This is a genomic window from Bacteroidota bacterium (assembly GCA_020402865.1).
In the GTDB taxonomy this organism is placed as follows: domain Bacteria; phylum Bacteroidota; class Bacteroidia; order Palsa-965; family Palsa-965.
The window spans coordinates 60,212-83,029 of record JADBYT010000015.1; the positions used below are offsets into that span (position 1 = coordinate 60,212).

Consider the following 22,818-nt stretch of genomic DNA (forward strand, 5'->3'; position numbering starts at 1 on the left):
ATAATGTTACTGAGTGAATTAAGATGAATATGCATATAATTTATCAAGTACAATCAAAATAACCCCACATGACTCAGCAATCGTTTCTTGAAAATCGGACAGATTTACTAAAAACACTATTTAATAAAGTAACCGGTTATCTGCTCCGGAAAGTATATCCGCACATTCATGATGTGTTTGCGGTATTGCGGTTTGTATGGTTTCATATGCTCATGTTAGGTGTAGGGTATTTTACACTCACCTTTACTGATCAGGCGCGTGATATGCTTTACGTACTTGCTGAGGCATTGGAAAGCGGAGTTCGCAAAATTCTTCTGGGCGAAAACCTTTTTCTGGCTGCGTCATTCTTTTTGGGCATTCTGTGGTGGTCGTTTGTGATGTGGTTTACCACGCGCATGGTGCTTAAGTCAGGTAATATCAGATTGCTGAGATACAATGTGTATGTGGTGAACGGGAAACCTGTGCGAAAAGCATCGCCTTATATCCGGTTTTTTATCCGCATGTTTCCGCGTGTGGCAGGTTCATTGCCCTTTTTGTTTGTAATGATGGGAGTGTGGCAGCTTAATCGTGATCCGGGGTTTACGGTGGTGTTATTTGGCTGCCTTACACTGCTTGCCATTATCGGTTTCTCGTTGCGTACAAAAATTCAGGATTGGTTTGCTACACGCAGACTGGTTATCCGCTTGATTGGTAAACAGGCTGCCGAAAAATTAAAGACCGATCCACACCGGTTTGATACCCAGCACAGGTCGCTTAAAAGCGGAGGACGGGGCATTGCAGTTATTGCCTTGCTGCTTGCGTTATTTTTATTTGTGTGGCTCAGTGTGGATAAAACAGCAGCCCTTGCACAGGGAATCGGTCCGCATGGGTTAATTCTTTCAGCACTGGGTGTGTGGACGGTGTTCGGGAGTATGCTGGTTGTGTTTTCGAACCAATGGCGTATTCCGGGTTTTTTGCTGTTGCTGATTTACATGGTTGGTATAAGCCACTGCAACAACAATCACGAAGTACGTACTGTGGTAACCCGTAAAAGGGTAAATGCCAGACCTCAGCTCACTGCACACATTGCAAACTGGATGAACACGCGTGTGCAGGAATACAATGCACGGGGCGATAGTGCCGAAATTCCGATAATAATTGTTGCCGCGCAGGGCGGAGGCATACGCGCCATGAACTGGACGGCAAGAGTGATGCACCGTTTAAGCAACCATCCGCAGCTTCCGGGTTTTTACAGACAGGTATTTGCCATGAGCGGCGTATCCGGCGGCTCTGTTGGATTGGCTGTACATACTGCATTTATGCATGATGGCGGTTGTACGGATACTACGCTTGGAACCGTTGTATCAGCCGACTATCTCTCGCCGGTAACAGCAGGGTTGCTTTATCCGGATATGCTTCAGAAATTTCTGTTCTGGGAACAGAAAACGTTCGACCGCGCACGTCGTCTTGAAGATGCCTGGGCCGAAGAGTACGCGGCTGTAATGCACGCAAAGGAAAATACACTTAATGAAGACTTCCTTTCACTTTGGGAAGGAAACACCAGCAATCTGCCCGCCATTTTCCTTAACAGCGTACTGGCCGAAAACGGGCAGAAAGCAATCATCTCCAGCATTGTTCTTGACTCAGTGTATTTTCCCGATGCGATTGATGTAATTGGCGCGATGCAGAAAGACTTTCCGCTGAAATCGGCTGCGCTTTGCAGTGCGCGTTTTCCGTTTGTAACGCCCGGCGGACTTGTGAAATTTTCGGACAATAGCGGCGGGCATCTTATTGATGGCGGCTACCTCGAAAACACGGGGCTGGTTACTGCGCTTTCCATCATTTCGGCCATAAATGATTACATAAACGGTATGACCTCCATTGCCAACGATCCGCTTTCCCCACAGGCAAAAAAACGTTTCAAACCGGTGCTGCTGTTTATTCAGAATGCCGATTTTGCCAACAAACAACCCGAACCGCTTACTACCATGCACGAATTAACGGTGCCGCCTTCGGGCTTTATTTCTGCATGGGACAGGGCGGGCGTGGCGCTCGATAAGCAGATGCAACTGCTTCCTCAAAAACTTACGCCAAAAGTAACGTACCTCAAGTTTGAACTCGACCGGAACATAGCAGAAATCCCCCTGAGCTGGTATATTTCAGAAGTAGCCGATCAACAAATAAAAGAACAGGCTCTGTGGCTTGAAAACAGCAAACTTCCGGCAAATAAAAACGGATTCCAATCCCTGCTCGAACTCTTTAAGGGCAGGAAAAAATAAATGCTGATAAAGTTCATTCACGCAATAGATCGCCAGCACGTACCTTTGCTCCATGCCTGAAACCGGAAAATCGCGCATCCGCATTATGCGGTTTACATTAATTGTAAGTACCGCATTACTTTGCATCAAGTTTGCCGCATGGAAGTTAACTCATTCCAATGCCTTGCTTACCGACGCACTCGAAAGTATTGTAAACGTGGCGGCCGGGGCATTTGCGCTGTTCAGTATCTGGTACGCAGTGCAGCCGCGCGATGAAGATCATCCTTACGGGCATGGTAAAATTGAATTTCTTGCAGCGGGTTTCGAAGGCGCACTTATTTTACTTGCGGGCGGCTCCATTATGGTGCGTGCAGTGCAGGGTTTCATTCACCCGCTGGAATTGCATGACGCCGATATCGGTGCCTGGATGGCTGCGGCTGCAGGTGTTTGCAATTACTTCTTGGGCGCCTATCTCGTGAGGCGTGGAAAACGCGAAAATTCAGCGTTGATGCAGGCCAGCGGAAAACACCTGATTACAGATACCGTTTCGTCTGTTGGACTTGTGCTTGGACTTATTGCCATAAACTTCACCGGCAAGGTGTGGATTGATAATTTGATGGCACTGCTTTTTGGCGGCTATATTATCTGGTCGGGCTTTGAGCTGGTTCGTGATGCATTGCGCGGCCTGCTTGATAAGGCTGATACCGATAAGCTGAAGCAGGTGGTGAAAATTTTGCAGGATAACCGCAAGCCGCAATGGATTGATGTACATAATCTGCGCGTACTGAAATACGGTACGCAGCTGCATGTAGATGTACACCTCACACTGCCGTGGTATTTATCGCTGGAAACTGCGCATGACGAAGTGGATGCAGTGGGGCGTCTCGTAAACAGGAGTATGGGTGAGGATGTGGAATTTTTTATTCATGCCGATCCGTGTATTCCCAGCTCGTGCGCCATTTGTAATGTGCAGAATTGTGAGCAGCGAAAAGAGGCATTTCAGCGTGAAGTGGAATGGTCGCTCACTGCCGTATTGCCCGACAGCAAGCACAGCCTTAGCACACAACAGTAAATCAGTCGTTGCCGGCCAGATCAGCCAGTTGCTGAAGCAGGGGCAGGGTAGCGCGGCCGCGTTCGGTTAAGGTGTATTCCACATGCAGCGGTTTCTCCTGCAATACATGCCGGTGCAGCAGTCCGGCATGCTCCAGATCATTGAGCGCCACCGAAAGACTCTGCCTGTTTGAGCCGGATAATTCCCTGAGCAGCGCACTGAAACGTAGCGGGCCATCCATCGCCATACGCAGCATTTGCGGTTTCCATTTACCCGAAATGAGTTTGAGCATGGCTTCGGCCGGGCATCCCGATTCTGTTTGCGGGGTAGTCATGTTTTTCTGACTTATTGTAGGGGAAAAATATTCATGTGAAATTTGCTGCGTGTTTGTTTTTGATGCGAATGAAACAAACAGCTTAACCAACAGTTCAAAGTTACATATCTATTCATTCATCCCGAAAAACGGCAACTGAAATGCCTGCTTACTGTTTTATAAAATTTTGTTTCGTGTGGCTGCTGCTTGCTGCTGTTCAGTTCTCGTGTAAATCGTCTTCAACTACTGCCGATATGAATCACAATCAATCCAATCCGCTGCTCTGCAATCCCGACAGCGGCGTGTGCGAAATTCCGTCTGCCGCCTCATCCTCAGAAAATGCAAGTGCGGCAAAAGAAAAAGCGGTGAAACTCATTTACTTCACCGATCCAATTTGTTCATCGTGCTGGGGAATTGAACCGCAGCTGCGCAAACTCAAACTTGAGTACGGCGATTTGATCGAAATTGAATACCACATGGGTGGTTTGTTGCCCTCGTGGAACGGGTTTAACGGCGGCGGAATTACCAAACCGGCTGATGTGGCAGTGCATTGGGACGAAGTAAGCGCATATTATCAGATGCCCATTGATGGAGATGTATGGCTCGAAGATCCGCTGAATTCGTCTTATCCGCCGTCGGTTGCTTTTTGTGCGGCACAAATGCAGGATAGTGTGAAAGCGGAGCTGTTCCTGCGCCGGATTCGCGAAATGGTGTTTACCGAAAAGAAAAACATTACCCGCTGGGAGCATCTTCAGGCGGCAGCGTTCTCGTGCGGACTCGATACTGCGCAGCTTAAAACTGATTTTTCCTCCGGTGCCGAAACAGCTTTTCAGCAGGATCTTGCTTATGCGCGTAAGCTGGGTGTGCGTGGCTTTCCCACTTTATTTGCCGTGAATGCAGCAGGGGCGCAGGAAGTAATTTACGGCTACCGGCCTTACGCACAATTCGAAGAAACGATCCGTAAACTTCATCCGCAGGCCGTAAAGAAAACCTATACACAAACCGCTGCACATTTATTTGATAGTTATGGTACGCTAACCGCGAAGGAATATGCGGTGCTCGCTTCACTTACACCTGATGAGGCCGAAAAACAATTGAACGAACTCACCCAAAAAGGTGTGCTCAGTAAGCATACCTGCAAAAACGGCAGTATCTGGAAGAAGAAGTAGCCATCAATCTTCGCCCAGAATCCGTACAGGCTTAATCACTTTGCGAAGACCATATCGTCCGCGCGTATTGTCTTCCACCCATTTTACGGCTTCTTCTACCGAGTCGGTGAAAAGCAGCAGCTCCGGATCGATCGCGGAAATTGTGCCTTCGTTTACCATCAGTTCGATATGTTTTCTGATGTGCTGATGATACTCATTACCGATCAGTACTACGGGAAATTTTTTCACCTTACCGGTTTGCATGAGTGTTACAGCCTCAAACAATTCGTCGAGTGTACCGAACCCTCCGGGAAGCACTACAAAACCGTACGAATATTTCGATAAAAGTACTTTTCGCACAAAAAAGTAGCGGATATTTACCCATACATCCAGATACGGATTTGGGTTTTGTTCGTGCGGCAATACAATATTGCAGCCTACTGAACGGCCTCCTGCTTCACGCGCACCCCGGTTGGCAGCTTCCATTATTCCGGGGCCGCCGCCGGTCATTACCGTAAAACCAATTTTGGCAAGTCCGGCTCCTGCTTTTCGACCCAGTTCGTAGTACGGATGCCCTTCTTTAAAGCGTGCCGAGCCAAAAACCGTAACACATGGCCCTACGAAATGCAGTTTACGAAAGCCGCGTACAAATTCGCGCACGACTTTGAGTACAAAAATAAATTCGCGCCAGCGCGACTGTGGTCCTTCTAAAAATATCCGTTCGGAATTGCTATTCGAAGTTGCCGGTGTGTGTGCAGCCGGTTCGCGGGTTTCTGTTTGCATATGCATAAAGGTAAGCATCGCATAAATTGCATATACACCCCGGTTGCAATGCCGGATAAAAAAACGATCCAGACATGAAGTCTGGATCGCATGCAAAGCACCGGACAAGCTGCCATGTATGGCCGGTACTGTTATTTAATAGGGTTTTCGAGGGTACAGGCAGCCTTGTGATTGTGTTAAAGTTTAATGAATTCCACCCGTCTGTTGTTGGCTTTACCCGCAGGTGTGGTGTTTACATCGGCCGGCTGCGATTCTCCTTTACCATCCGTTTCCAGCCTGCCGGCATCAATTCCGAACTCAGTTGTTAAGGCTTTTTTCACGGCTTCCGCCCGGCGTTTAGAAAGATCAAGGTTTGTGGCATCATCGCCATCACTGTCGGTGTGGCCTATAATTTTTACGCGCACAGTAGGGTTTTCCTTGAGTACGGTGGCAATTTCCTTGAGTGTGCCATATGATTCGGCTTTCACTTTATCGGAACCTGACTCAAACTGAATGCCGCGCGTCACTAATTTACCCTCGGTGATAAGTTTGCTGCGTGTGTCGGGGGCGCCCACGGCAAGGCGGAGATTTGAGAAAAGAAAGTAATCTTCTGAATTGTTCATGTCACTATTATGAAATACAATGCCATTGTATTTCACACCTTCCTGAAATGCGCGGGGCAAATCCCATACTTTTTCTTCGTTGAAATATACACGAAGCCGGTTTTTCTGACGCCACACAGATACATGAACGCGGTTATTTCCCAAATGCGCAGCAAACTGGGCAGTACCGAGTTCATTTTTAATCAGTTCTTTTCCTTCGTGAATTACACGCACATTGGTGGTGCCTTCGCGGTTTCCTGCACCCGTGGGATGCATATACAAGCGAACGCCTTCTTCACCATCGCCGAAACGTCCCCATTTTGTAAAGTCAGAACCGGGTTTGGCCATCTTCACAAAATTGATGTTGAAGCCGGAAGAGTAGAAATTGAAATTTTCGTTGCACACCAGGTCAAACTCGAACGTAAAATTTTCGGGTAGTTCGGTAATAAACTCGGGCAGGTAATTGCCATTTTTATTCACTTTGAGCCAGTGCCCCGTGCTGCCTTCAATGGTCACAAGTTCACCACTTCCGTTGGTGTTCCACTTGGCCGGGAAATCGCCCACGGCATCCTGCATAAAATCTTCCTGAACCACTACTTTTTCACCCGGCACGAAATCGTATTTACCATAGGTTTTGAGTGAAGGTGTGGTTGATTTGCCGGAAGCGGATGAACCTCCGTTGTTACCACTGTTTCCGTTGTTACCATTGGTTTCCGGTGTGCCGGAATTGTTGCCGCCGGTGGTGTCTTTTTCTTTTTTTTCTTTTTTGTTGCCGCCTTTGGCAGCCCCGTCAACCTTGTCTTCTACTTTGTCAACGCCTTTGTTAACGGTCTTGTCCACCTTTTGCTCCACCCGGTTTTCGAGTGTGCGTTTGGTGTTTTGCATTACCCGATCGCCGAGGGTCTGGGCATCGAGCCGGGCTGCCAGGCCAATGAGCAGGGCAGCAGTGAGGGTACAGTAAATGGTTTTCATGGCAGTTTAGTTAGTGCATTGCACGGGGCAAATGTAATACCCGCACAACGTGCTGAGCAACAGAAAAAAAAGCAATTGTGAGTTGCTTTTCGGGTTTAAGTTATTGAAAGATAGTATTTTGTGTTTATTTACGTGATAAGATTACGCTGCAATCTCATTTTGAGCAAATTCCAGAATCCACCTCACCGGCAGCATATCGAACCGGCTGCTCCAAACTTTCCGGTATTCATCAATACTGTGTTGAATGGCTTTGCGCGAACGCACATTATCGGGGCGCTGCACGGCTTTATTAAATATGCGCACCACGTGAATAAACGGCTGGAACTGTTCGGAGGCCCTGCGCAGGCTTTGTTCAATGTTTTCGAGTTCGCGCAGGCAGAGATCGGTTTTACCTTCTTTATAAAAGGCAATGGCCAGTGCCAAACGCATATACAGCAGTACATCATAATCTACTGCGGTGTTGTTTTCGAGAATAAGCTGTTTGGCTTCGTTATCGCGGTTGGTGTAAATGAGGCACATCACCATCTGGCAAAGCGCGCGTTCCCATAATCCGCCTATGCGTCGCAGTGTTTTTTCAAACTTGTTTATTTCTTCCAGTGCCTCTGCATAGCGGCTCAGGCGGATGAGGTTGGAAATGTAGTTGAATGCCACTGCGGCCTGCCGGTGTGTACTCGGATGCCGGGGGCTGCTCATGACCTTTTTGTAAAACTCATCGGCTTCCTCGTGACGGCCCAGCAGGAACAATTCAAGTGCAATATTGGCATTGATGATCTGCTTGCGGTGCGGCATTTCGATAAGGCCGGAAGATACCACGTCAATCAGGCTGAGGACTTCTTTGAGCGAGTTAATCGTTTTTTCGCCGCGATTGAGGTAGGCCTGCGCAGCAGCGTGGTAGTAACGTACAAAGGGATCATCCGACATATCGGGATAATCGGGCGGAGACGGAAGCACCAGCGGTGTGGCCGGATTGACTTCATGTTCGGTGCGGGCAAGCTGGGCCCGGTAAATACCAATTTCGCCTTTCAGGTATTCGTTTACACGATAGCGAATAAGGTCAAACGCTTCTACTGATTCTTTATGATGGCGTGTGCGTTCTTCCGAATGTTCGGGGCACACGGTGAGGTAATGCAAATAAAGTTCGCGAAGCCGGATGAGTGCGCGGAAGTTGTTGGTGTTTTCAGCTTCACGTATCGACTGCTGGGCTTCGCGTTGAAACAGCTCCCAGGCTTCACGTTCGAGGAGTGAGGTTAAATACAGGTAGTTGGCTTCATTTTGATACTTCTGATCGGAAAGATCAAAAAGTTTGCGGGCCATAAACGATTCGAGCTGACGACTCAGTAAACGTAATTCATTGCGCAGCAGGTAATCGTCTTTCTTGCTCCAACCCTTGCCAAACAATTGTTTGAAAAGCTTTTCATGCAGGTCGGCACCCGGCTCTTCCCGGCTTTTAGACAGAAAGGTAAATGCAAGGCCCAAACGTTCATTTTTCAGAAACCGCAAGTGGTGGCTGAATTCTTCACGTTCTTTCGGACTAAGCAACCTGATCAGTTGCAGTGCTTTCATACATGGCAGTGTAGTGAATGCAAATATCGGACTTTGCAGCGAGCTATTTCAAAAACCGGTGTTTGTGCGGTTTAATTATTTGGGTAAGGTTTAACGGAATGCTGAAAGAAACGCAACAAAAAAGCCACCCGGCAATAATGCGCAGGTGGCTTTTCTAATATCAGTAGTACTTGTTACCGGCATTCCTTGATGTACTCGGCGGCATCGGCATGGCCTAAACCGGCGGCACGGCTGAAGTCTTTGCAGGCGTTTATCATGTCTTTCATCTCGCGCTCAATCAAACCGCGACGGTAGTAACCTTCGGGATCATCGGGGCGGATTGATATAGCCATACCGTAGTCGTATATGGCCGAGGTAAGCTGATTGCGACGCTCGCAGCATTGTGCACGGTACATATAGGCATCGTAGTTACGCGGATCGTTGGTAATGGCGCTTGTGAAATAGTCGAATGCCTTGTCGTGGTTATCGAGTCCGAAATAGTACATACCAAGCTGCATAAATGCATCAGGCGATTTAGGCGAAATGAGTGCGGCTTTGTTGAAGTCTTCCAGCGCCTGCGTTTTGTGACCTAATCCCATGTGCGCCTGTCCGCGTCGGGTAAGAAAGCGGCCCGAATCAGGGCAAAGCGCCACGGCAATGTCAAACTCTTTCAGCGCCTCTTCATACTTACGCATGCGCAGGCTCGATTCGCCGTTTTTCATGTGTATGTTGGCCTGATTCCAGCAGAAATTATCGTCGAATGCCGACTTGGCTTTCGCGTGCCCCATTGAAGCCGCGCGGCTGATGTCCATGCAGGCATTGTCGCGGTTGTCGGCCGAGGTGTTAAGTATGCCGCGCTGGTAGTATGCATCAGCCATACCCGGATCAAGCGCAATGGCTACATCAAGATCGCCTTTTACTTCGGCTTTGTTGCCCAGGCCCAGATTAGACATGGCGCGGCCATAATACAACTTGGCCCAGTCGGTTTTGGGTGCCGAAATCTGCGACTGATCCTGCAGTGCTTTTTCGTATTCACTCATCTTCACATAATCCATGCGAAGTTTCACCAGTGTTTTTACCTCGGCATCAATCCGTGCAATTTCGGTACCGTAAGCCACAAGCGCACCGGAAAAATCGCCTTTGTCGCGTTTTTCATCGCCTGCAGCTGAAAGTCCGGTATAAGTATTTTTTGCGGTAGTGGCGGCGCCGGGTTTGGGTTTAGCCGGTTGTGCAATGAGTTGTGTGAAGAGGGTTGCACACAAAAGCACTGCAAATACGTAACGAATGTTCATGTATATATGCGTTAAAGTTGGAGTTCTGCTTATTGAACTATTGTCAAATGTAATGAGTTTCGGTAAAAGCACCTAACCCGGTCTTGTGGACCGGGTCAGATAAAGAAAGAATCATGCCAAATTGAATGCGGCTTAGCGTGGCGGATTGGCTACATGCACAAAACCGGCTTTCTTAAACGGTTCGCCTGTGAGTGAAGTGCCACTCACGATATAATAATACACTCCTTCGGTTACATATTTATTATTATCGTTACGGTAGCGTCCGTCCCACCAGTTTATGGTTTGTGCGCCCTCGTGTACCTTCCAGCCCCAGCGATCCCACACCTCAATACGCAGGCCTACTATACAGTCATTATCATACGCCACTTCAAACAAATCGTTTATCCCATCGGCATTGGGGGTAAATACATTGGGGATTACAATATTCTCCACGGAATTCAGGCAATTCTCTTCCACGCTTACTGTAACGGTAAGCGTATCCGGACATCCGTTGGCATCATACACCACTACCCAGTAGTTAGTAGTTTGTAGTGGTGAAACGATTATCGACGAAGTACTGTCGCCGGTGCTCCAGAGATAGGTGCCGCCACCGGTTGCACTCAGTGCGGTGCTATCGCCGGGTTCAATGGTAATGTTGTTGCTGATGGAGCCGTTAAACGGTGGGGGCTGGGTAATGGTGATTACTGCGGTATCACTTACTCCGGCTGCATCGGTCACAATTACCGAATACGTGCCCGCACAAAGTCCGTTAACTGTAGCGGAGGTATCACCGGTTGGAATCCAGAGGTAGGTAAACGGTGGCTGACATGAACCTGATGCGGTGGCCGTAGCTGTCCCGATGCAATCGTTAAAACACTGGTTATTGGTGCCGCTTACACCTGCGGTGGTAACACCCGATGCCGCAGCATCTAATTTCATAATGAAAAAGTCGTCGGCATCAATGTTATTTTTCACATACGCCCCGCCGCCGGGATTCTGCACACCGTTGCTGTTGCTGTAAAAACACCAGTAGCCTACGGCAAAAATGCGGCCGTTCGGATCTACTTCAATTGAAGTACCTTTTTCATCAAAACCTGTTGTGCCGTTGTAGGTAGCCCAGGTAAGTGCCAGCTGTGTGTTGAATCCCACAAAATACACATCATCATTTGAAAGATTACCACCCGCAAAAAAGGCTCCGTTGCCCGGGTTTACCGTGGGCATATCGGTAGAAAAAGTGTGCCCCGTGCTATAAATATTTCCGCACGAGTCGATAATTATTGCGCCGCTTGCCTCTTCCTGTGAACCGCCAAACAAGGTGGCCCATTCGCGCTGACATTGGGCATTGAATTTCAAATAGAATGCATCACCCAATCCGCCCGGGCCCTGATTATACGAACCCGCGCCGCCGTTTTGCAGTGAGAATGAAGCGCCCGAACGGGTATCACCGGTTACATAAATGTTTCCGCTGCGGTCAACCACCATGCCGCGTCCGGCGTCGTTGGCTGTGCCGCCATAGTAGGTTGACCATTCCAGCACACCGGTGTTGGAAAAGCGCATGATTACTGCATCACCTAGATCACCGCGAAACCAGAACTGGGTAAAATTTCCACCCTGAAAATTGGGCTCGTAATACGCACCGCCGCCCGGATCAAATGTAGGAAAGCCCGGACCGGCGGCTGTACCGGTTACATAAATTTTACCACTGCCGTCGGTGATAATAAAATTACCCCAGTCGTCGGAACTGCTTCCGGCAAAAGTGCCCCAGGTTTGCACACCGGCTGCATCAAAACGCAGCACAAACAAATCGTTGGTGCCACCCAGTACCGACTGATAAAATGATCCGCCGCCGGCGTTAACGAGCGGAAAGTTAGACGAGCCGGTCTGGCCGGTAAGCAGCACATTGTTGTTGTTATCCACTTCAATGCCATAAGCTACATCGTCCCAGCCGCCGCCAACGTGAGTGGCCCAGAGGCGCACGCCATTGTTGTCGAACTTGAGCAGAAATGCGTCTGATGCACCCTGCGCAGTCTGGTTGAAAGCGCCAGGCAATACCTGCAGCGGGAAATTACTCGATTCTGTATTTCCCGTTACATAAATATTCCCGCTTGCATCGCAGCGTATGCCATTGCCATTATCATCAGCCGACCCGCCGTAATAGGTGGACCAGATCATCACGCCATTATTATCGAATTTCATAATGCCCACATCGCCGCCTTTGCCCTGGATGTTAACATTTGGGCCGGCTGTGATGCCCTGAAAATAGGCGCCGCCGCCGGGATTTACCGTGGGAAAAGTAGATGAAAGTGTATTACAGGCAATAAAGTTGTTACCGGCCGCATCAATCACATGGTCAATGTCTGTGTTTTTTTCCCATGAGTCGCCGCCAATGTAGGTGCCCCAAAGCAATGCCAGCGGAGGATCAATAATCAGATCTTTGCTGCGGTCCCAGGCGCCGGTTTCAAAACGTGCTTCTTTTCCATTAAGCACAAAGCGGCTGCTTACCGGGGCATTGTCACAAAAACTTTCCACCGCGCCTTCGCTGATCTCGCCAAGTGGTGTTTTAAGGGTAAGTGTATGGCCCGTGGCATTGAGGCTTACATCAGCCCACTGATATACCATACGGATTACTTCGGGCGATGCGCCGGGATGCACCACAAAATCATATTTCAGCCCCTGTGCATCAGAAGCCCGCCAAACCCAGTCGATGCCCGGATAAATATCCTTTACAATTACCTGCTGATAGCGTTGCACATTGGTAATTCCCTTGGGACAGTGATGCAGGTAGTAATTGTAAAATCCGGGCAGTGGTTGCTCAAAACGTATCTGGCTCCGCGAAATAGTGGCTCCTGCAAGATTCATATCAATGCGGGCAAATTCAATGGCATCTTCTTCACCTTGCCCGTGGTCGTGCTCATTATGTACAAGAACGTAAGTAATGCCTTTGGTGGTGAGATACACATCCATGCCCGGTACATGCGATTTGAAAAATACATCGGGCACAGGTTCATTTTTATCGCTTAACATTTGCCCCCGGTTTTCTTCAAAACCTGTAAGGGCAGCACCCGAAGGCCGTAAAGATTCCTGAGCCTGCAACCGCGTGTGGGAAACAAGCAGAAATAATAATAAGTAAGTAATTGATCGGATCATGGGTTTTGAAAATATGTTTGCTCACCCTAAATATAGTTTTATTAAGATGGAGGCTGATATTAAAAAGTGCAGACAAAGAAAAAAAGGAAGCTGAGATATATTTTCAAATTAAACAGACCGCTTTTCTGCCTGAATAATAATTGTACACCGTACAATGATCTAAAACATTTAAACATTAACCTGCCTCAACTACTTATGAGAAAAGGCAACCGTCTAAATGCTGTTTAGAATTTTTGTAGCCGGGATAATGATCAGAAATTCAACAGTAAGAAACCGTAATTAAAAAACGGTTACACGGCCGAGGCGGGTAACTGTTGCACGATTTCAAGTGCTTCCACTTGACCTTTTTCTACGCCGAAGAGCTGAAAAGGAAGTCCGCGCGAAGCAAAAAGCTGTATCATGCGTTCTCTGCTTGTATCGGTAACAAACACCTGTCCGAATACATCGCTGCTCACAATGCCGGCCAGTCTTTCCAAGCGTTCATCATCCAGCTTGTCGTGAATATCGTCGAGCAGGAGCAGGGGCTTTTTGCCCGACGCATTTTTCAGGAACACATACTGCGCAAGTTTAAGCGCAATAAGAAATGTTTTCTGTTGCCCCTGTGAACCGCTGCGTTTGAGCGGAAATCCGGCTACCGAAAAGTCGAGATCGTCTTTGTGAATGCCAGTGGAGGTATGTTCAAGAGCACAGTCTTTTTGCAACGCCATTTCGAGCAGCATTGAAAAAGGAGTGTGGTTAAGTTTCGATTCGTACGTGAGCTGTACTTCTTCCGCACCGCCGCTCAGCTGGGCGTAGTAATCGTGAAAAAGCGGGAGCAGGTTTTCCGTAAATGCTTTCCGGGCTTCGTGTATGGGTGTGCCGTATTGTTCGAGCTGGAAGTTGAGAATTTCGAGTGTGCCGGAGTCGGGCGGATTGCCGCCAGCCTGTTTAAGCAGGGCGTTGCGCTGGGCGAGGATGCGGTTGTAGGCAATCAGCGCATCAAGGTAGCGGCGGTCGTACTGGGCAATTACACTGTCCATAAACCGCCGGCGTTCTTCGCTGTGGCCCGTCACCAGTACCGTATCGGCCGGAGCCACCACAACCAGCGGCAGCAGCCCGATATGATCCGAAAGGCGTTCGTATTCTTTCTGATTTCGCTTAAACACCTTTTTCTGCGCCCGTTTTACCGCACAATACACATTTTCGGCAGCGCCATCGTCCATCACAAACTCGCCCTGCACCACAAAAAACGGGTCGCTGTGACGGATATTCTGGCTGTCGGCAGGGGTAAGGAAGCTTTTGCAAAGCGTTAAATAATGAATGGCATCCAGCAAATTGGTCTTCCCCGAGCCGTTTAAGCCTGCAAAACAGTTAATTCCGTGACAAAGGTGTAACCCGGCCTCGGCATAATTACGGAAAGAAAGCAGGGAAAGGCGGCTCAGGTGCATAGCAATTCAGACTGCAAAAATGCTGAAAAGCATTGGTTTTCGGAAGAAAATGCACCGTTGAACCCCGATTTAAACCGAATATTTTTCGACAATTCTCGCTATAAAGTAGCCACAGGCAGAAAAAAACCTTATTTTTGCCGCCTGTCAGAAATAACTCCCTGATTAAGAATCATGGCTAACGAAACTAAAGACAGTCCCGTAATCGACATCGAAGGCACCTTCGACCGTACGGAACGTTATATTGAAGAGAACAAGAAAAGCCTGCTGCTGATTGTAGGCGCGGTGGTTATCCTTGCCGGTGGTTTCCTCGGCTGGAAATATCTTTATCAGAAGCCCCGCAACGAAGAAGCCGCCACAGCACTTTTTCCGGCCGAAACGGCTTTTGCAAAAGATTCTTTCAACCTTGCCATGAATGGTAAAGGTGAGCAAATGGGCCTTATTGCCATTGCCGAAGAATATGGCAATACGCCTGCCGGCAATCTGGCTAACTACTACCTCGGTATTTGCTACCTCAATACCGGAAAACCCGCTCAGGCCATTGAAGCACTCAACGAGTTTGATGCCGATGATAAATTTGTAGGTACGCTTGCTATCGGTCTGCTTGGTGATGCCCACATGGAAAACAAGCAAATCGACGAAGCCATCAGCTACTACCTGAAAGCAGCCGGCCGCGAGTCGAACAAATTCACCAGCCCTGTTTTCCTCAAGAAAGCAGCTATGGCTTACGAAGACAAAGGCAATAAAGCTGAAGCCCTCAAGCTCTATCAGCAAATTAAAGCAGAATACCCCGATTCGCCAGAAGCCCAGTCTGTAGATAAGTACATCTACAGAACCGGCGGCACTGTAGAATAAGCGGTTTGTTTTGGTTAAACGCTCAGAACGCCCCGCTTCCCGGAAGTTGGGGCGTTCTTCATAAAGTTCAATAATGGCCACAGCGCTCAAAAATTTGTCGGACTATGATGCTTCAACGGTTCCCTCCGGAGCCGGAAAGCGCGTAGCCGTGCTGGTGGCCGAGTGGAATGCCGAAATTACCCATGCCCTTGCGCAAGGTGCCATTACCACCCTGCTCAAACACGAAGTAGCCGAAAACGATGTGGAACTCCACCACGTACCCGGCACCTTCGAACTCACACTGGGCGCACAATGGCTGGGCGCGAGAAATGATATTGATGCCGTTATTTGCATTGGCTGTGTTATTCAGGGCGACACCCGCCACTTCGATTTTATCTGCGACAGTGTCACTCAGGGGCTCACCCAGCTGAATATCCGCCACAGCAAACCATTTGTGTTTGGTGTACTCACCACAAACAATCTGGAGCAGGCACAAGACCGCGCCGGCGGAAAACACGGCAACAAAGGCGACGAAGCCGCAGTAACCGCGCTGAAAATGCTTGGCCTGCGCAAAGAAATAGAAAGTACCAACCGGGCTGGCAAACAGCTTGGATACGGGATGTAGCGAAGTTGGTATCGCACCTGCTTTGGGAGCAGGGGATCGCTGGTTCGAGTCCAGTCATCCCGACGGAATTTTGAATATGCATCTTGCGATGCAGGTTGGGTCCCATAGCTCAACTGGATAGAGCAGTTGCCTTCTAAGCAACCGGTTAGGGGTTCGAGTCCCTTTGGGATCACGATTAGCTTCGGTAAAGCCGGAGCTATTTTGTTTGTAATCAGTAGTTTATGTGGGTCTGTATAGTCGATTAAATTATTTTACATACAGATTTACATACACTTTATATGTGTTCAGTTGTACATTATTTGACAATAAAACCGCCAATCAGGCTGAAAGCCGATTCCGAATTAACTGCTCTTCCCGCTCCCGAATCTGAAATAAATTTAATCGCAGCTGTTTGAAAACCGCTCTTAGCACTGAAGTACTTAACTTGATTTGAGTTCGCTTCAAATAGTTATTGAGTATCACTTTCTGCTCCCTTGAAAGCATCTTTACCGCCTGCCCGATTTCCGAAAATTCTTCGGCATGAAGCGTAGTTTGCTCCAGAAAATTCGAATACAAGTCCGTTGAATCAGTAGTGGGTTTTATCCATTCCTCGCGCTCATCGCCACCTGTATCTTCCTCATTGTAACATTCCAGTAAATCCTCCGCAAACACTACCTGAAAATGCCGGTTTTGCCTGTACTGTCTGTTCAGTTTATTCCGGGCAATGGCATAAATCCACGTAATGAAACTCGACTTCCTTTCATCATACAGATCAATATGAAGCAGGGCCGTTTCAAACGACTCCATAGCAAGGTCTTCATTCATTTCCGTATAAATTTTCAGGCCGTAATAATAGCGGTTAAAAAAATACACATAAGCCGCTCGTTGACCAGATCGGAGTCCGTTGACCCACACACTGTTAATTCTATAAGGGGAAGCCATACACACATCAATTACTACATGGTATAGTAACGAGTGCGACGCTTCAAATGTTGCTTTCAGCGGTGTGGAATTAGGTCGTAAAAGCACGTTTCACATTTCCCAATACAGGCTTCAAAGGCACACGTAAGGCTTTGCAAATCAACCATTCGTGAAAGGGGACAATTTCTTCGCTCACGCATTCCAGGCCGTTTCTCCTTCTTTCATCCGTAACTGATCCAATAACGGAAGATGCGATTTATACACCTCCTGAAAATTCAGTTCAGCCTTTATGAGTGTTTGAAGCAAATCAAGGCTATGCTTTTCCCGCAAATTAGCCGTAATAAATAGCGGAGCTTTTTGCAGCAAATAACGAAGCTCTTTGAACAACGTTTTCCCTGAATGGTGTTCAATCGCAACCATCGCGGCAAACAGTAATACAGTTAAACCGTAATCCTCACCACCAAGCTGCTTCCAATTTAGCTGATGAATACACGCCATGGCCTGTTCGTATTGCTTTTGGTAATAATGCAATACAGCCTGATGATAAACGACCTTTTCTCCCGCATGAAGTGAATGAGACTTACGCAACAACTTCCCTGTAGCCTGTACGTTGCCCATCATCAAACAAATCCGTGTTTCGATATGCAGGAGTTCGATTTGATGGGCGATTTCCCAGCCTTGCTGCGGAGCACTGCTTTGGATTAAATGCAATGCAGGCGAAACCCAGCCACAACGCAGGTAAGCATGTATAAGCTGAATTGAAGTATTGCACAACATTTCGCCGTTTTGAAGAGCTGGTGCATTTCTTATCAGGCGTATTTGCTTGCGGCGGTAAAGTATCTCGGCCTTGTGATTCTTTTGCTTTTGCGCTGTAATGGCTTCTGCTTCCAGCAGTAAAAAGCTGGCGCGAGCAGAACTGATGTTCGGGTGATGCGTGCGAAGTGCTTCAATCTCATCTTTCGAAGCCCCCGTGTGTGAAATCCGCGCAAAACGCACCAGTTTAGTGCATACCAGACAATACTGAAACTGCTGCTGCACTCTCAAAAGCTGGCGCGAATAATTGGCCGGTAGTTTTTGCTTTGTGCGTGGCAAAAGTTCAAGCGCCTGTGCCCACTCGGCAAAAAACTCGTAGTGTGCGGCGGTGTCGCAAATGGTGTTCAGGTGCCAGAAGGCGAGATCAGTTAAGCCGCGTTTGATCAGAAATTCCACTTGCAGGAGTTTGCTGCGGCAACCGGCAAGCGCCGTTTCGTAAGGCGTTTGCTGTTCGCGCCAGGTGCTGTTCTTTGGCAGGGTAACCGCTTCGAGAATTTTATCGCGCAAACGCAAAAGAAGTCTGCTGAATGCGACTTTGTTCTTTTTACCGTAAAGCAAAAATTCCAGTTCCTGCTCCGTGCGCCTGTCGCCAGCACAAAGCAGTTCAAAGAGTTTCAGGCTTTTACTGTCGAACTTTTCGCCGCGCAGGTCGAATGCGGTGAGGTAATTGCGGCACAATTGGCGTTCGGCATCGTTCAGGGCATCCACTAATGTGCGGAGAGCGTAGCGTGCGCTCATGGGCTTTTTCAGGTTTACGTGAATTCTGAATGCCCCTGTTGTAAATGTCTGAGTTTGGAGAAATACAGTCAAATCTGGCCGCAGAAAATGCACCTAAATAACTGTTTATCTGAAATTTACAGCACAATCAAAAATGCCCGCGCAAAGTATTAATTATTGAAATGAATTGTACAGTTACCTCCCCCGTTTATTCCTCGCATGATGGTGTGAATATTTGGGTTTGATAAGGCTCAATTACCTGTTACAGTTTACTTATATTTGAGCGTATGAATATCTCGCTCACCAAAACGCAGAAGATACTGATTGAAAGCTCCGAAGACATTGCCCGGATTATGCGGCAGATTTTGCTGCGCGAAAACCGGCTGAGCCGTCAGCGCGAACATGTGTGGACAATCGGACTGAACGAAGAGTTTAAAATGCTTTACGTCGAACTCATCGCTTTCGGCATACCGGCCAAAGACAAGGTGCAGCCAATGGAAATTTACAGGCTTCCGCTGCAAAAAGATGCGAAGTACCTCTACATCTGTCATAATCGCAAGACTGCGGATATGAGCGCGAAACCAGACGACAAGGCTTTGACTGACCGAATGATTCAGGTGGGAAATATTGTGGGGATTACGGTCTTCGATCATATCATCATTAACTCGAAAACGGAAGATTACCTGAGTTACCGGGATGTGGGGCTGATGGATGAGTTGAGTAAGAGTACGACTTGGGTGCCGAAGTTTGAGATGGTGAAGAAGATTAAGAAGATGGCGAATGAAGAAGGCCAAAAACAGAAAGCCCGTCAGATTGCTAAAGACATGAAGAAGAAAAAGCTGGATGTGGAGTTGATTTCGCAATTAACAGGTTTGTCTTTAAATGAGATTGAACGTATTTAATCGTATCGAGAAGTAAAAAAAACGGCAAGATGCTAACCCCTTAACATCTTACCGTTTAAAACTACCGGGCGAACCTAACCCCTTAAATTCGACCCGGAAGAGGACTACGGGTGTAGTCAATTATGCATGAACAACAACTATGCCGTCCGTTTGTTCTGCCAAAATGTCAAGTTTACTGAAACGACGAACTCAACTGGAACATGGGCATGTACATGGCCACCAGAATGAGGGCTACGGCGAGGCCGAGGAAAATAATCATTACCGGTTCGATTACACTGCCGAGTACGCCGGTGTCGTGTTCAATTTCTTCGGTGTATTGTTTGGAGAGGCGCGCGAACATTTGTTCCAATTGATTTACTTCTTCGGCCACGCGGAGCAGCGAGATGAAGCGTTTGGTGAAGACGGGAAATTTGCCGAGGCTTTCGTGCAGGGGCATGCCGCGCATTACATCGTGCCGCACCTGCTCGAGGGCGTGTTCGAGCGGATAGAAGCCGGTCATTTTCTGCACAAGCTCGAGGGCGTTTACTAATGGTGTTTTGGCGGTGAGCAGCAGGTGCATGGCGTGTGCAAAACGTTCGAGATACACTTTGCGGGCGATGCTGCCGATGTAAGGTAAACGCAGCAATACCGATGCGCTGATGCGACGGTACCAGAGTTGTTTGCGTTGTGTGTAAATGAAAATGCCTGCACCAAGCAGCGCAAGTAAAATCCAGGGGCCGTAATGCCCGATGGAATTGGACAGTGCAATGATGCCTTTAGTGAGCGCGGGTAACTCGGTGTTGAAACGGCGCAGCATGTCGGCAAACATGGGCACTACGAAATGCAGCATGAACCACACGGCACCGATGGCCACGCTGACCACCACGGAAGGATAAGTGAGTGCGCTGCGCACACGGCGGCTTTGGCGGATTTTTTTGGTGTAGTAATCCGCAAGGTCGTGGAGGACGGTGCTCATGCGGCCGCTTTCTTCGCCGATGCGGAGGCTGAAAAATTCGTAATCGCTGAAACGGCCGGTGGCGCACACGGCATCGGGCAGGGTGCTGCCGCTGATGACCGCCTGACGGATTTGCGCAAAGAGCTTTTGTTCGTCTTTCTTCTCGGCTTCGTTTTCGAGCAGTTCGAGTGCGGTGCGGATGTCGATGCCGGAAGTGAGCAGTGTGTGCAGCTCGTTGTAAAAACGCTCTTTCTGCCGGTCGCCGAAACGGTTGCCGGAAAGCGAAATATCGCGGCTGAGCAATTCCTGCAGGCTGCTTCCGCTTTTGGGCGAAGGCTTTTCACTGCCGGCGGGCGTGTGGTTGAGCTGTCGGAGATCAATAGCCATTCTCGTGTGGTGGCGGGTTCGACAAAAGAGAAAGCTGTTCGGCCGCCGAGCGCTGGCGGGTAAGCAGCAGCGGCAGCGGTGTATGATTTACATTCATTTCCAGCTGCAAGCGCGCAATGCCTGTGCTGTCTGCCGTGAATGTCCAGTTGGCAACCTCCACGCGAAAGGTATCGGTATGCAAGCCAATGCTGCGCACCACTACCGGCGGCACATTTTTGTACTGCACGGTTTGGTTGCGCAGTTGGAGTGTGAGTGTGTTTGGCTGACCGCTGTAGGCGGCAGCCTGCGCAAAATCGCGGCGGAGGCGGCTGCTGAAGAAAGAGGCTTCGGTGCTTGCCTCGTGGCGTGTGCGGTACTGCGCATGCTGCCGGCTGATGATGCTCCACGCCGAAAATGCGGCAGCAATCACAATGCTGCTGATGACCATGCCCACAAGCAATTCGAGCAGCGTGAAGGCGGCAAGTTTGGTGTGCAGGTAATTTTGGTTTTTTGATGAACCGGACGGTATTTGTGTATAGCCCCGACCGCACGCTTTACCTTGTAATAGAAGGGCGGGGACAGGTGATTTTTTGGAACGCTGTTGTTTCGCTCCTTTATCAAACAAATAGTTATATATACATACAAAGTACTTCATGGTTTCCGTACTAATTCGCGATGAACAGCCAGTAATTTTCCGTCTTTATCGGTAGCCGAAAGTTTGAGCAGATACACATTTTCGGTGCCTTTGTATTGTTCTACTGTTTTGCTGATGAGCAGGATTTCGTGTGGAATTTGTTCGCTGAGTAAACGATTCTTCAACTTTGCTTTTACTGCTTCCTGCTCAAGAGTAACACGTGCCTGCAAGTGCAAACGTCCGCGCATGCCGCCAATTACATTGTTGTAAATCATGGCGGCCACGCCGAAGCAAGCCATGACGATGACCATGGCCAGAATGGATTCGAGCAGGATGTAGCCGTTGAGGCGGCGATTCAATACAGCCATTGTGCTACGTGTAGTTGCATGGACGATTCGTTTACGAGTGCAGGCTGCACAAAGGCGGCCGGACGTTTGCTGCGGTCGATGACGGCATTGAGCAATTGATTTTCGTACACGGCCGAAGGTGTTTGCAGGCGGAACATTTTGCAGGTTACATCGCCATACACTTCGCCTTTTAGATCGACAAGATCGTTGCACCAAAGCTGGCCGGTGAGTCCGGTTTTTTTGTCGATGCTGATGAGCAGTGTGCGCCGGAAATCGGGCACGGTTTGTATGCCAAAGACAAGGCCGGCAATGGTGTTTTCTTCGCCGATGTGCAGGCGCGTTTGTTCGGGACTTTGCTTAGTAGTGATGATGCCGAGTACGGACGGATACGTGAGCGTTACTTTTTTTCCGGTGCGCAAACTATCGCGCGCAAAGGCCTGGAAGCAGCCGGTTACCTCGTTATCAATTTCGATGTAAGGCGCCACCAGCAGCACGTTGGTGAGTTGTGCGGAAGCTTCGACTTTGATGCGCACCGGAGAGTAAAAACACACATTGCCGCTTACGGATAGCTTGCTGAGCACCAATGCGCCGCTGCTTTTTACAATGGCCGGCGAAGCGAAGAAGGAATGCGTGAGGCTGTCGGTATGGGCGAATTCTGCAAAAGGCACAAGACTGTCGGTAGCCAGAAATTTGCCGGCAAGCAGCGAGTCGATTCTGCGTACGAGCGCTTTGTCGGGTTCGGGCAGCATGCGTGCGGCTTTTTTCTCGAGACCATACACATCGCGCTGGCCGGTGTAGTTTTGCCCTTCTACATAGGTGCGACGTATGCCGCCGGTGGGCAGGTAACAATCGCCGCGGAGTGTGGTGTTGCCGCAAATGCCGAGCGGGCGTTCCAGATCAGCTACACGCAGGGCAGTATTGTCTGTTGCGGGGGTGAGGAAGCCGGTGAGTGCGGCTGTGCGGTGCGTGAGCGTGCCATTGTGCGCCTGCGAAAGTGCCACGCCAAACAGGCCCCACCGGCGAAGGGTAAGTTGCACGGAATCGTGCCCGTCGCCGTAGAGCTCAATTTCGGTAGGCGTATCGTAAGGCACGAGTTGCTGTGTGCCCAGGAGCAGTTCGAGTCCGGAAGCGGTGTTGCGGATTACGGCATCGGAACGTTGGTCGTGCAGCAGACTGAGGCGTTCGAAATGCGCAGTGAGCAGCAGCCCGCCACTCATGAGCGCCAGCACTACGGCAATGCCTAATGCGTAAAAGAGTGTGCCGCCGCGTAGCATGTG

Annotated in this window: 19 protein-coding genes and 2 tRNA genes; 8 read left to right on the plus strand and 13 right to left on the minus strand. The window is 49.0% G+C overall.

The window, feature by feature from the left end:
- The first annotated feature begins 68 nt into the window (after nucleotides 1–68).
- On the plus strand, nucleotides 69–2,258 hold the full coding sequence (locus tag IM638_11245) for a patatin-like phospholipase family protein (protein MCA6363604.1): 2,190 nt from the start codon (nucleotides 69–71) through the stop codon (nucleotides 2,256–2,258).
- Between the two features lie 52 nt (nucleotides 2,259–2,310).
- On the plus strand, nucleotides 2,311–3,309 hold the full coding sequence (locus IM638_11250) for a cation transporter (GenBank protein ID MCA6363605.1): 999 nt from the start codon (nucleotides 2,311–2,313) through the stop codon (nucleotides 3,307–3,309).
- Nucleotide 3,310: 1 nt separating this feature from the next.
- On the opposite strand, the gene IM638_11255 is transcribed toward IM638_11250, so the two are convergent.
- Nucleotides 3,311–3,622, minus strand: coding sequence for a helix-turn-helix transcriptional regulator (locus IM638_11255; protein MCA6363606.1), 312 nt, complete (start codon nucleotides 3,620–3,622; stop codon nucleotides 3,311–3,313).
- A gap of 233 nt (nucleotides 3,623–3,855) precedes the next feature.
- Between IM638_11255 and IM638_11260 the strand changes: the two genes are divergently transcribed.
- Nucleotides 3,856–4,770 carry a DsbA family protein gene (locus IM638_11260; GenBank protein ID MCA6363607.1) on the plus strand — a complete coding sequence of 305 codons (915 nt, stop codon included), beginning with the start codon at nucleotides 3,856–3,858 and terminating at the stop codon, nucleotides 4,768–4,770.
- Between the two features lie 3 nt (nucleotides 4,771–4,773).
- Here IM638_11260 and IM638_11265 read toward each other — a convergent pair whose 3' ends face one another.
- The 6 genes from IM638_11265 to recF all read right to left on the minus strand — a co-directional run bounded on the left by IM638_11265 (nucleotide 4,774) and on the right by recF (nucleotide 14,472).
- The gene (locus tag IM638_11265) at nucleotides 4,774–5,532 is read right to left on the minus strand and encodes a TIGR00730 family Rossman fold protein (protein ID MCA6363608.1); all 759 of its coding nucleotides are present in this window, start codon (nucleotides 5,530–5,532) and stop codon (nucleotides 4,774–4,776) included.
- 176 nt (nucleotides 5,533–5,708) lie between these two features.
- Complete coding sequence (locus IM638_11270; GenBank protein ID MCA6363609.1) at nucleotides 5,709–7,085, minus strand: OmpA family protein; 1,377 nt, start codon at nucleotides 7,083–7,085, stop codon at nucleotides 5,709–5,711.
- Between the two features lie 141 nt (nucleotides 7,086–7,226).
- Complete coding sequence (locus IM638_11275; GenBank protein ID MCA6363610.1) at nucleotides 7,227–8,648, minus strand: hypothetical protein; 1,422 nt, start codon at nucleotides 8,646–8,648, stop codon at nucleotides 7,227–7,229.
- A 173-nt stretch (nucleotides 8,649–8,821) separates the two neighbouring features.
- The gene (locus IM638_11280; GenBank protein MCA6363611.1) at nucleotides 8,822–9,919 is read right to left on the minus strand and encodes a tetratricopeptide repeat protein; all 1,098 of its coding nucleotides are present in this window, start codon (nucleotides 9,917–9,919) and stop codon (nucleotides 8,822–8,824) included.
- A gap of 132 nt (nucleotides 9,920–10,051) precedes the next feature.
- Nucleotides 10,052–12,922, minus strand: a complete 2,871-nt coding sequence (locus tag IM638_11285; GenBank protein MCA6363612.1) for an SBBP repeat-containing protein — start codon at nucleotides 12,920–12,922, stop codon at nucleotides 10,052–10,054.
- 413 nt (nucleotides 12,923–13,335) lie between these two features.
- On the minus strand, nucleotides 13,336–14,472 hold the full coding sequence (gene recF, locus IM638_11290) for a DNA replication and repair protein RecF (GenBank protein MCA6363613.1): 1,137 nt from the start codon (nucleotides 14,470–14,472) through the stop codon (nucleotides 13,336–13,338).
- A gap of 171 nt (nucleotides 14,473–14,643) precedes the next feature.
- Here recF and IM638_11295 point away from each other — a divergent pair, with 171 nt between their 5' ends.
- The 4 genes from IM638_11295 (at nucleotide 14,644) to IM638_11310 (ending at nucleotide 16,100) form a co-directional block, all read left to right on the plus strand.
- Nucleotides 14,644–15,324 (plus strand): tetratricopeptide repeat protein, encoded by a 681-nt coding sequence (locus IM638_11295; GenBank protein MCA6363614.1) that lies wholly within the window; start codon nucleotides 14,644–14,646, stop codon nucleotides 15,322–15,324.
- A gap of 73 nt (nucleotides 15,325–15,397) precedes the next feature.
- Complete coding sequence (locus IM638_11300) at nucleotides 15,398–15,928, plus strand: 6,7-dimethyl-8-ribityllumazine synthase (protein MCA6363615.1); 531 nt, start codon at nucleotides 15,398–15,400, stop codon at nucleotides 15,926–15,928.
- Nucleotides 15,919–15,991, plus strand: a tRNA-Pro gene (locus IM638_11305). The genes IM638_11300 and IM638_11305 overlap by 10 nt, the downstream gene beginning before the upstream one ends.
- A gap of 35 nt (nucleotides 15,992–16,026) precedes the next feature.
- Nucleotides 16,027–16,100 (plus strand) — tRNA-Arg (locus IM638_11310).
- Nucleotides 16,101–16,246: 146 nt separating this feature from the next.
- On the opposite strand, the gene IM638_11315 is transcribed toward IM638_11310, so the two are convergent.
- Entirely contained in the window at nucleotides 16,247–16,732 is a 486-nt protein-coding gene (locus IM638_11315; protein ID MCA6363616.1) for a hypothetical protein, read from the minus strand.
- Between the two features lie 288 nt (nucleotides 16,733–17,020).
- Nucleotides 17,021–18,379 carry a hypothetical protein gene (locus tag IM638_11320; protein MCA6363617.1) on the minus strand — a complete coding sequence of 453 codons (1,359 nt, stop codon included), beginning with the start codon at nucleotides 18,377–18,379 and terminating at the stop codon, nucleotides 17,021–17,023.
- Nucleotides 18,380–18,645: 266 nt separating this feature from the next.
- Here IM638_11320 and IM638_11325 point away from each other — a divergent pair, with 266 nt between their 5' ends.
- Nucleotides 18,646–19,260 carry a JAB domain-containing protein gene (locus IM638_11325; protein ID MCA6363618.1) on the plus strand — a complete coding sequence of 205 codons (615 nt, stop codon included), beginning with the start codon at nucleotides 18,646–18,648 and terminating at the stop codon, nucleotides 19,258–19,260.
- Between the two features lie 172 nt (nucleotides 19,261–19,432).
- On the opposite strand, the gene IM638_11330 is transcribed toward IM638_11325, so the two are convergent.
- The 4 genes from IM638_11330 to IM638_11345 are packed head-to-tail and all read right to left on the minus strand — an operon-like array spanning nucleotide 19,433 to nucleotide 22,815.
- Nucleotides 19,433–20,581, minus strand: a complete 1,149-nt coding sequence (locus IM638_11330) for a type II secretion system F family protein (GenBank protein MCA6363619.1) — start codon at nucleotides 20,579–20,581, stop codon at nucleotides 19,433–19,435.
- Nucleotides 20,571–21,215 (minus strand): prepilin-type N-terminal cleavage/methylation domain-containing protein, encoded by a 645-nt coding sequence (locus IM638_11335; protein ID MCA6363620.1) that lies wholly within the window; start codon nucleotides 21,213–21,215, stop codon nucleotides 20,571–20,573. The genes IM638_11330 and IM638_11335 overlap by 11 nt, the downstream gene beginning before the upstream one ends.
- Nucleotides 21,212–21,562 (minus strand): hypothetical protein, encoded by a 351-nt coding sequence (locus IM638_11340; protein ID MCA6363621.1) that lies wholly within the window; start codon nucleotides 21,560–21,562, stop codon nucleotides 21,212–21,214. Before IM638_11340 ends, IM638_11335 begins: the two co-directional genes overlap by 4 nt.
- Nucleotides 21,550–22,815 carry a hypothetical protein gene (locus IM638_11345; GenBank protein MCA6363622.1) on the minus strand — a complete coding sequence of 422 codons (1,266 nt, stop codon included), beginning with the start codon at nucleotides 22,813–22,815 and terminating at the stop codon, nucleotides 21,550–21,552. Before IM638_11345 ends, IM638_11340 begins: the two co-directional genes overlap by 13 nt.
- Between the last annotated feature and the right edge of the window lie 3 nt (nucleotides 22,816–22,818).

Coding starts and splice junctions, on each gene's coding strand:
- IM638_11245 (MCA6363604.1), top strand. CDS start 69: ATGACTCAGCAATCGTTTCTTGAAAATCGGACAGATTTACTAAAAACA.
- IM638_11250 (MCA6363605.1), top strand. CDS start 2,311: ATGCCTGAAACCGGAAAATCGCGCATCCGCATTATGCGGTTTACATTA.
- IM638_11255 (MCA6363606.1), bottom strand. CDS start 3,622: ATGACTACCCCGCAAACAGAATCGGGATGCCCGGCCGAAGCCATGCTC.
- IM638_11260 (MCA6363607.1), top strand. CDS start 3,856: ATGAATCACAATCAATCCAATCCGCTGCTCTGCAATCCCGACAGCGGC.
- IM638_11265 (MCA6363608.1), bottom strand. CDS start 5,532: ATGCAAACAGAAACCCGCGAACCGGCTGCACACACACCGGCAACTTCG.
- IM638_11270 (MCA6363609.1), bottom strand. CDS start 7,085: ATGAAAACCATTTACTGTACCCTCACTGCTGCCCTGCTCATTGGCCTG.
- IM638_11275 (MCA6363610.1), bottom strand. CDS start 8,648: ATGAAAGCACTGCAACTGATCAGGTTGCTTAGTCCGAAAGAACGTGAA.
- IM638_11280 (MCA6363611.1), bottom strand. CDS start 9,919: ATGAACATTCGTTACGTATTTGCAGTGCTTTTGTGTGCAACCCTCTTC.
- IM638_11285 (MCA6363612.1), bottom strand. CDS start 12,922: ATGTTAAGCGATAAAAATGAACCTGTGCCCGATGTATTTTTCAAATCG.
- recF (MCA6363613.1), bottom strand. CDS start 14,472: ATGCACCTGAGCCGCCTTTCCCTGCTTTCTTTCCGTAATTATGCCGAG.
- IM638_11295 (MCA6363614.1), top strand. CDS start 14,644: ATGGCTAACGAAACTAAAGACAGTCCCGTAATCGACATCGAAGGCACC.
- IM638_11300 (MCA6363615.1), top strand. CDS start 15,398: ATGGCCACAGCGCTCAAAAATTTGTCGGACTATGATGCTTCAACGGTT.
- IM638_11315 (MCA6363616.1), bottom strand. CDS start 16,732: ATGAATGAAGACCTTGCTATGGAGTCGTTTGAAACGGCCCTGCTTCAT.
- IM638_11320 (MCA6363617.1), bottom strand. CDS start 18,379: ATGAGCGCACGCTACGCTCTCCGCACATTAGTGGATGCCCTGAACGAT.
- IM638_11325 (MCA6363618.1), top strand. CDS start 18,646: ATGAATATCTCGCTCACCAAAACGCAGAAGATACTGATTGAAAGCTCC.
- IM638_11330 (MCA6363619.1), bottom strand. CDS start 20,581: ATGGCTATTGATCTCCGACAGCTCAACCACACGCCCGCCGGCAGTGAA.
- IM638_11335 (MCA6363620.1), bottom strand. CDS start 21,215: ATGAAGTACTTTGTATGTATATATAACTATTTGTTTGATAAAGGAGCG.
- IM638_11340 (MCA6363621.1), bottom strand. CDS start 21,562: ATGGCTGTATTGAATCGCCGCCTCAACGGCTACATCCTGCTCGAATCC.
- IM638_11345 (MCA6363622.1), bottom strand. CDS start 22,815: ATGCTACGCGGCGGCACACTCTTTTACGCATTAGGCATTGCCGTAGTG.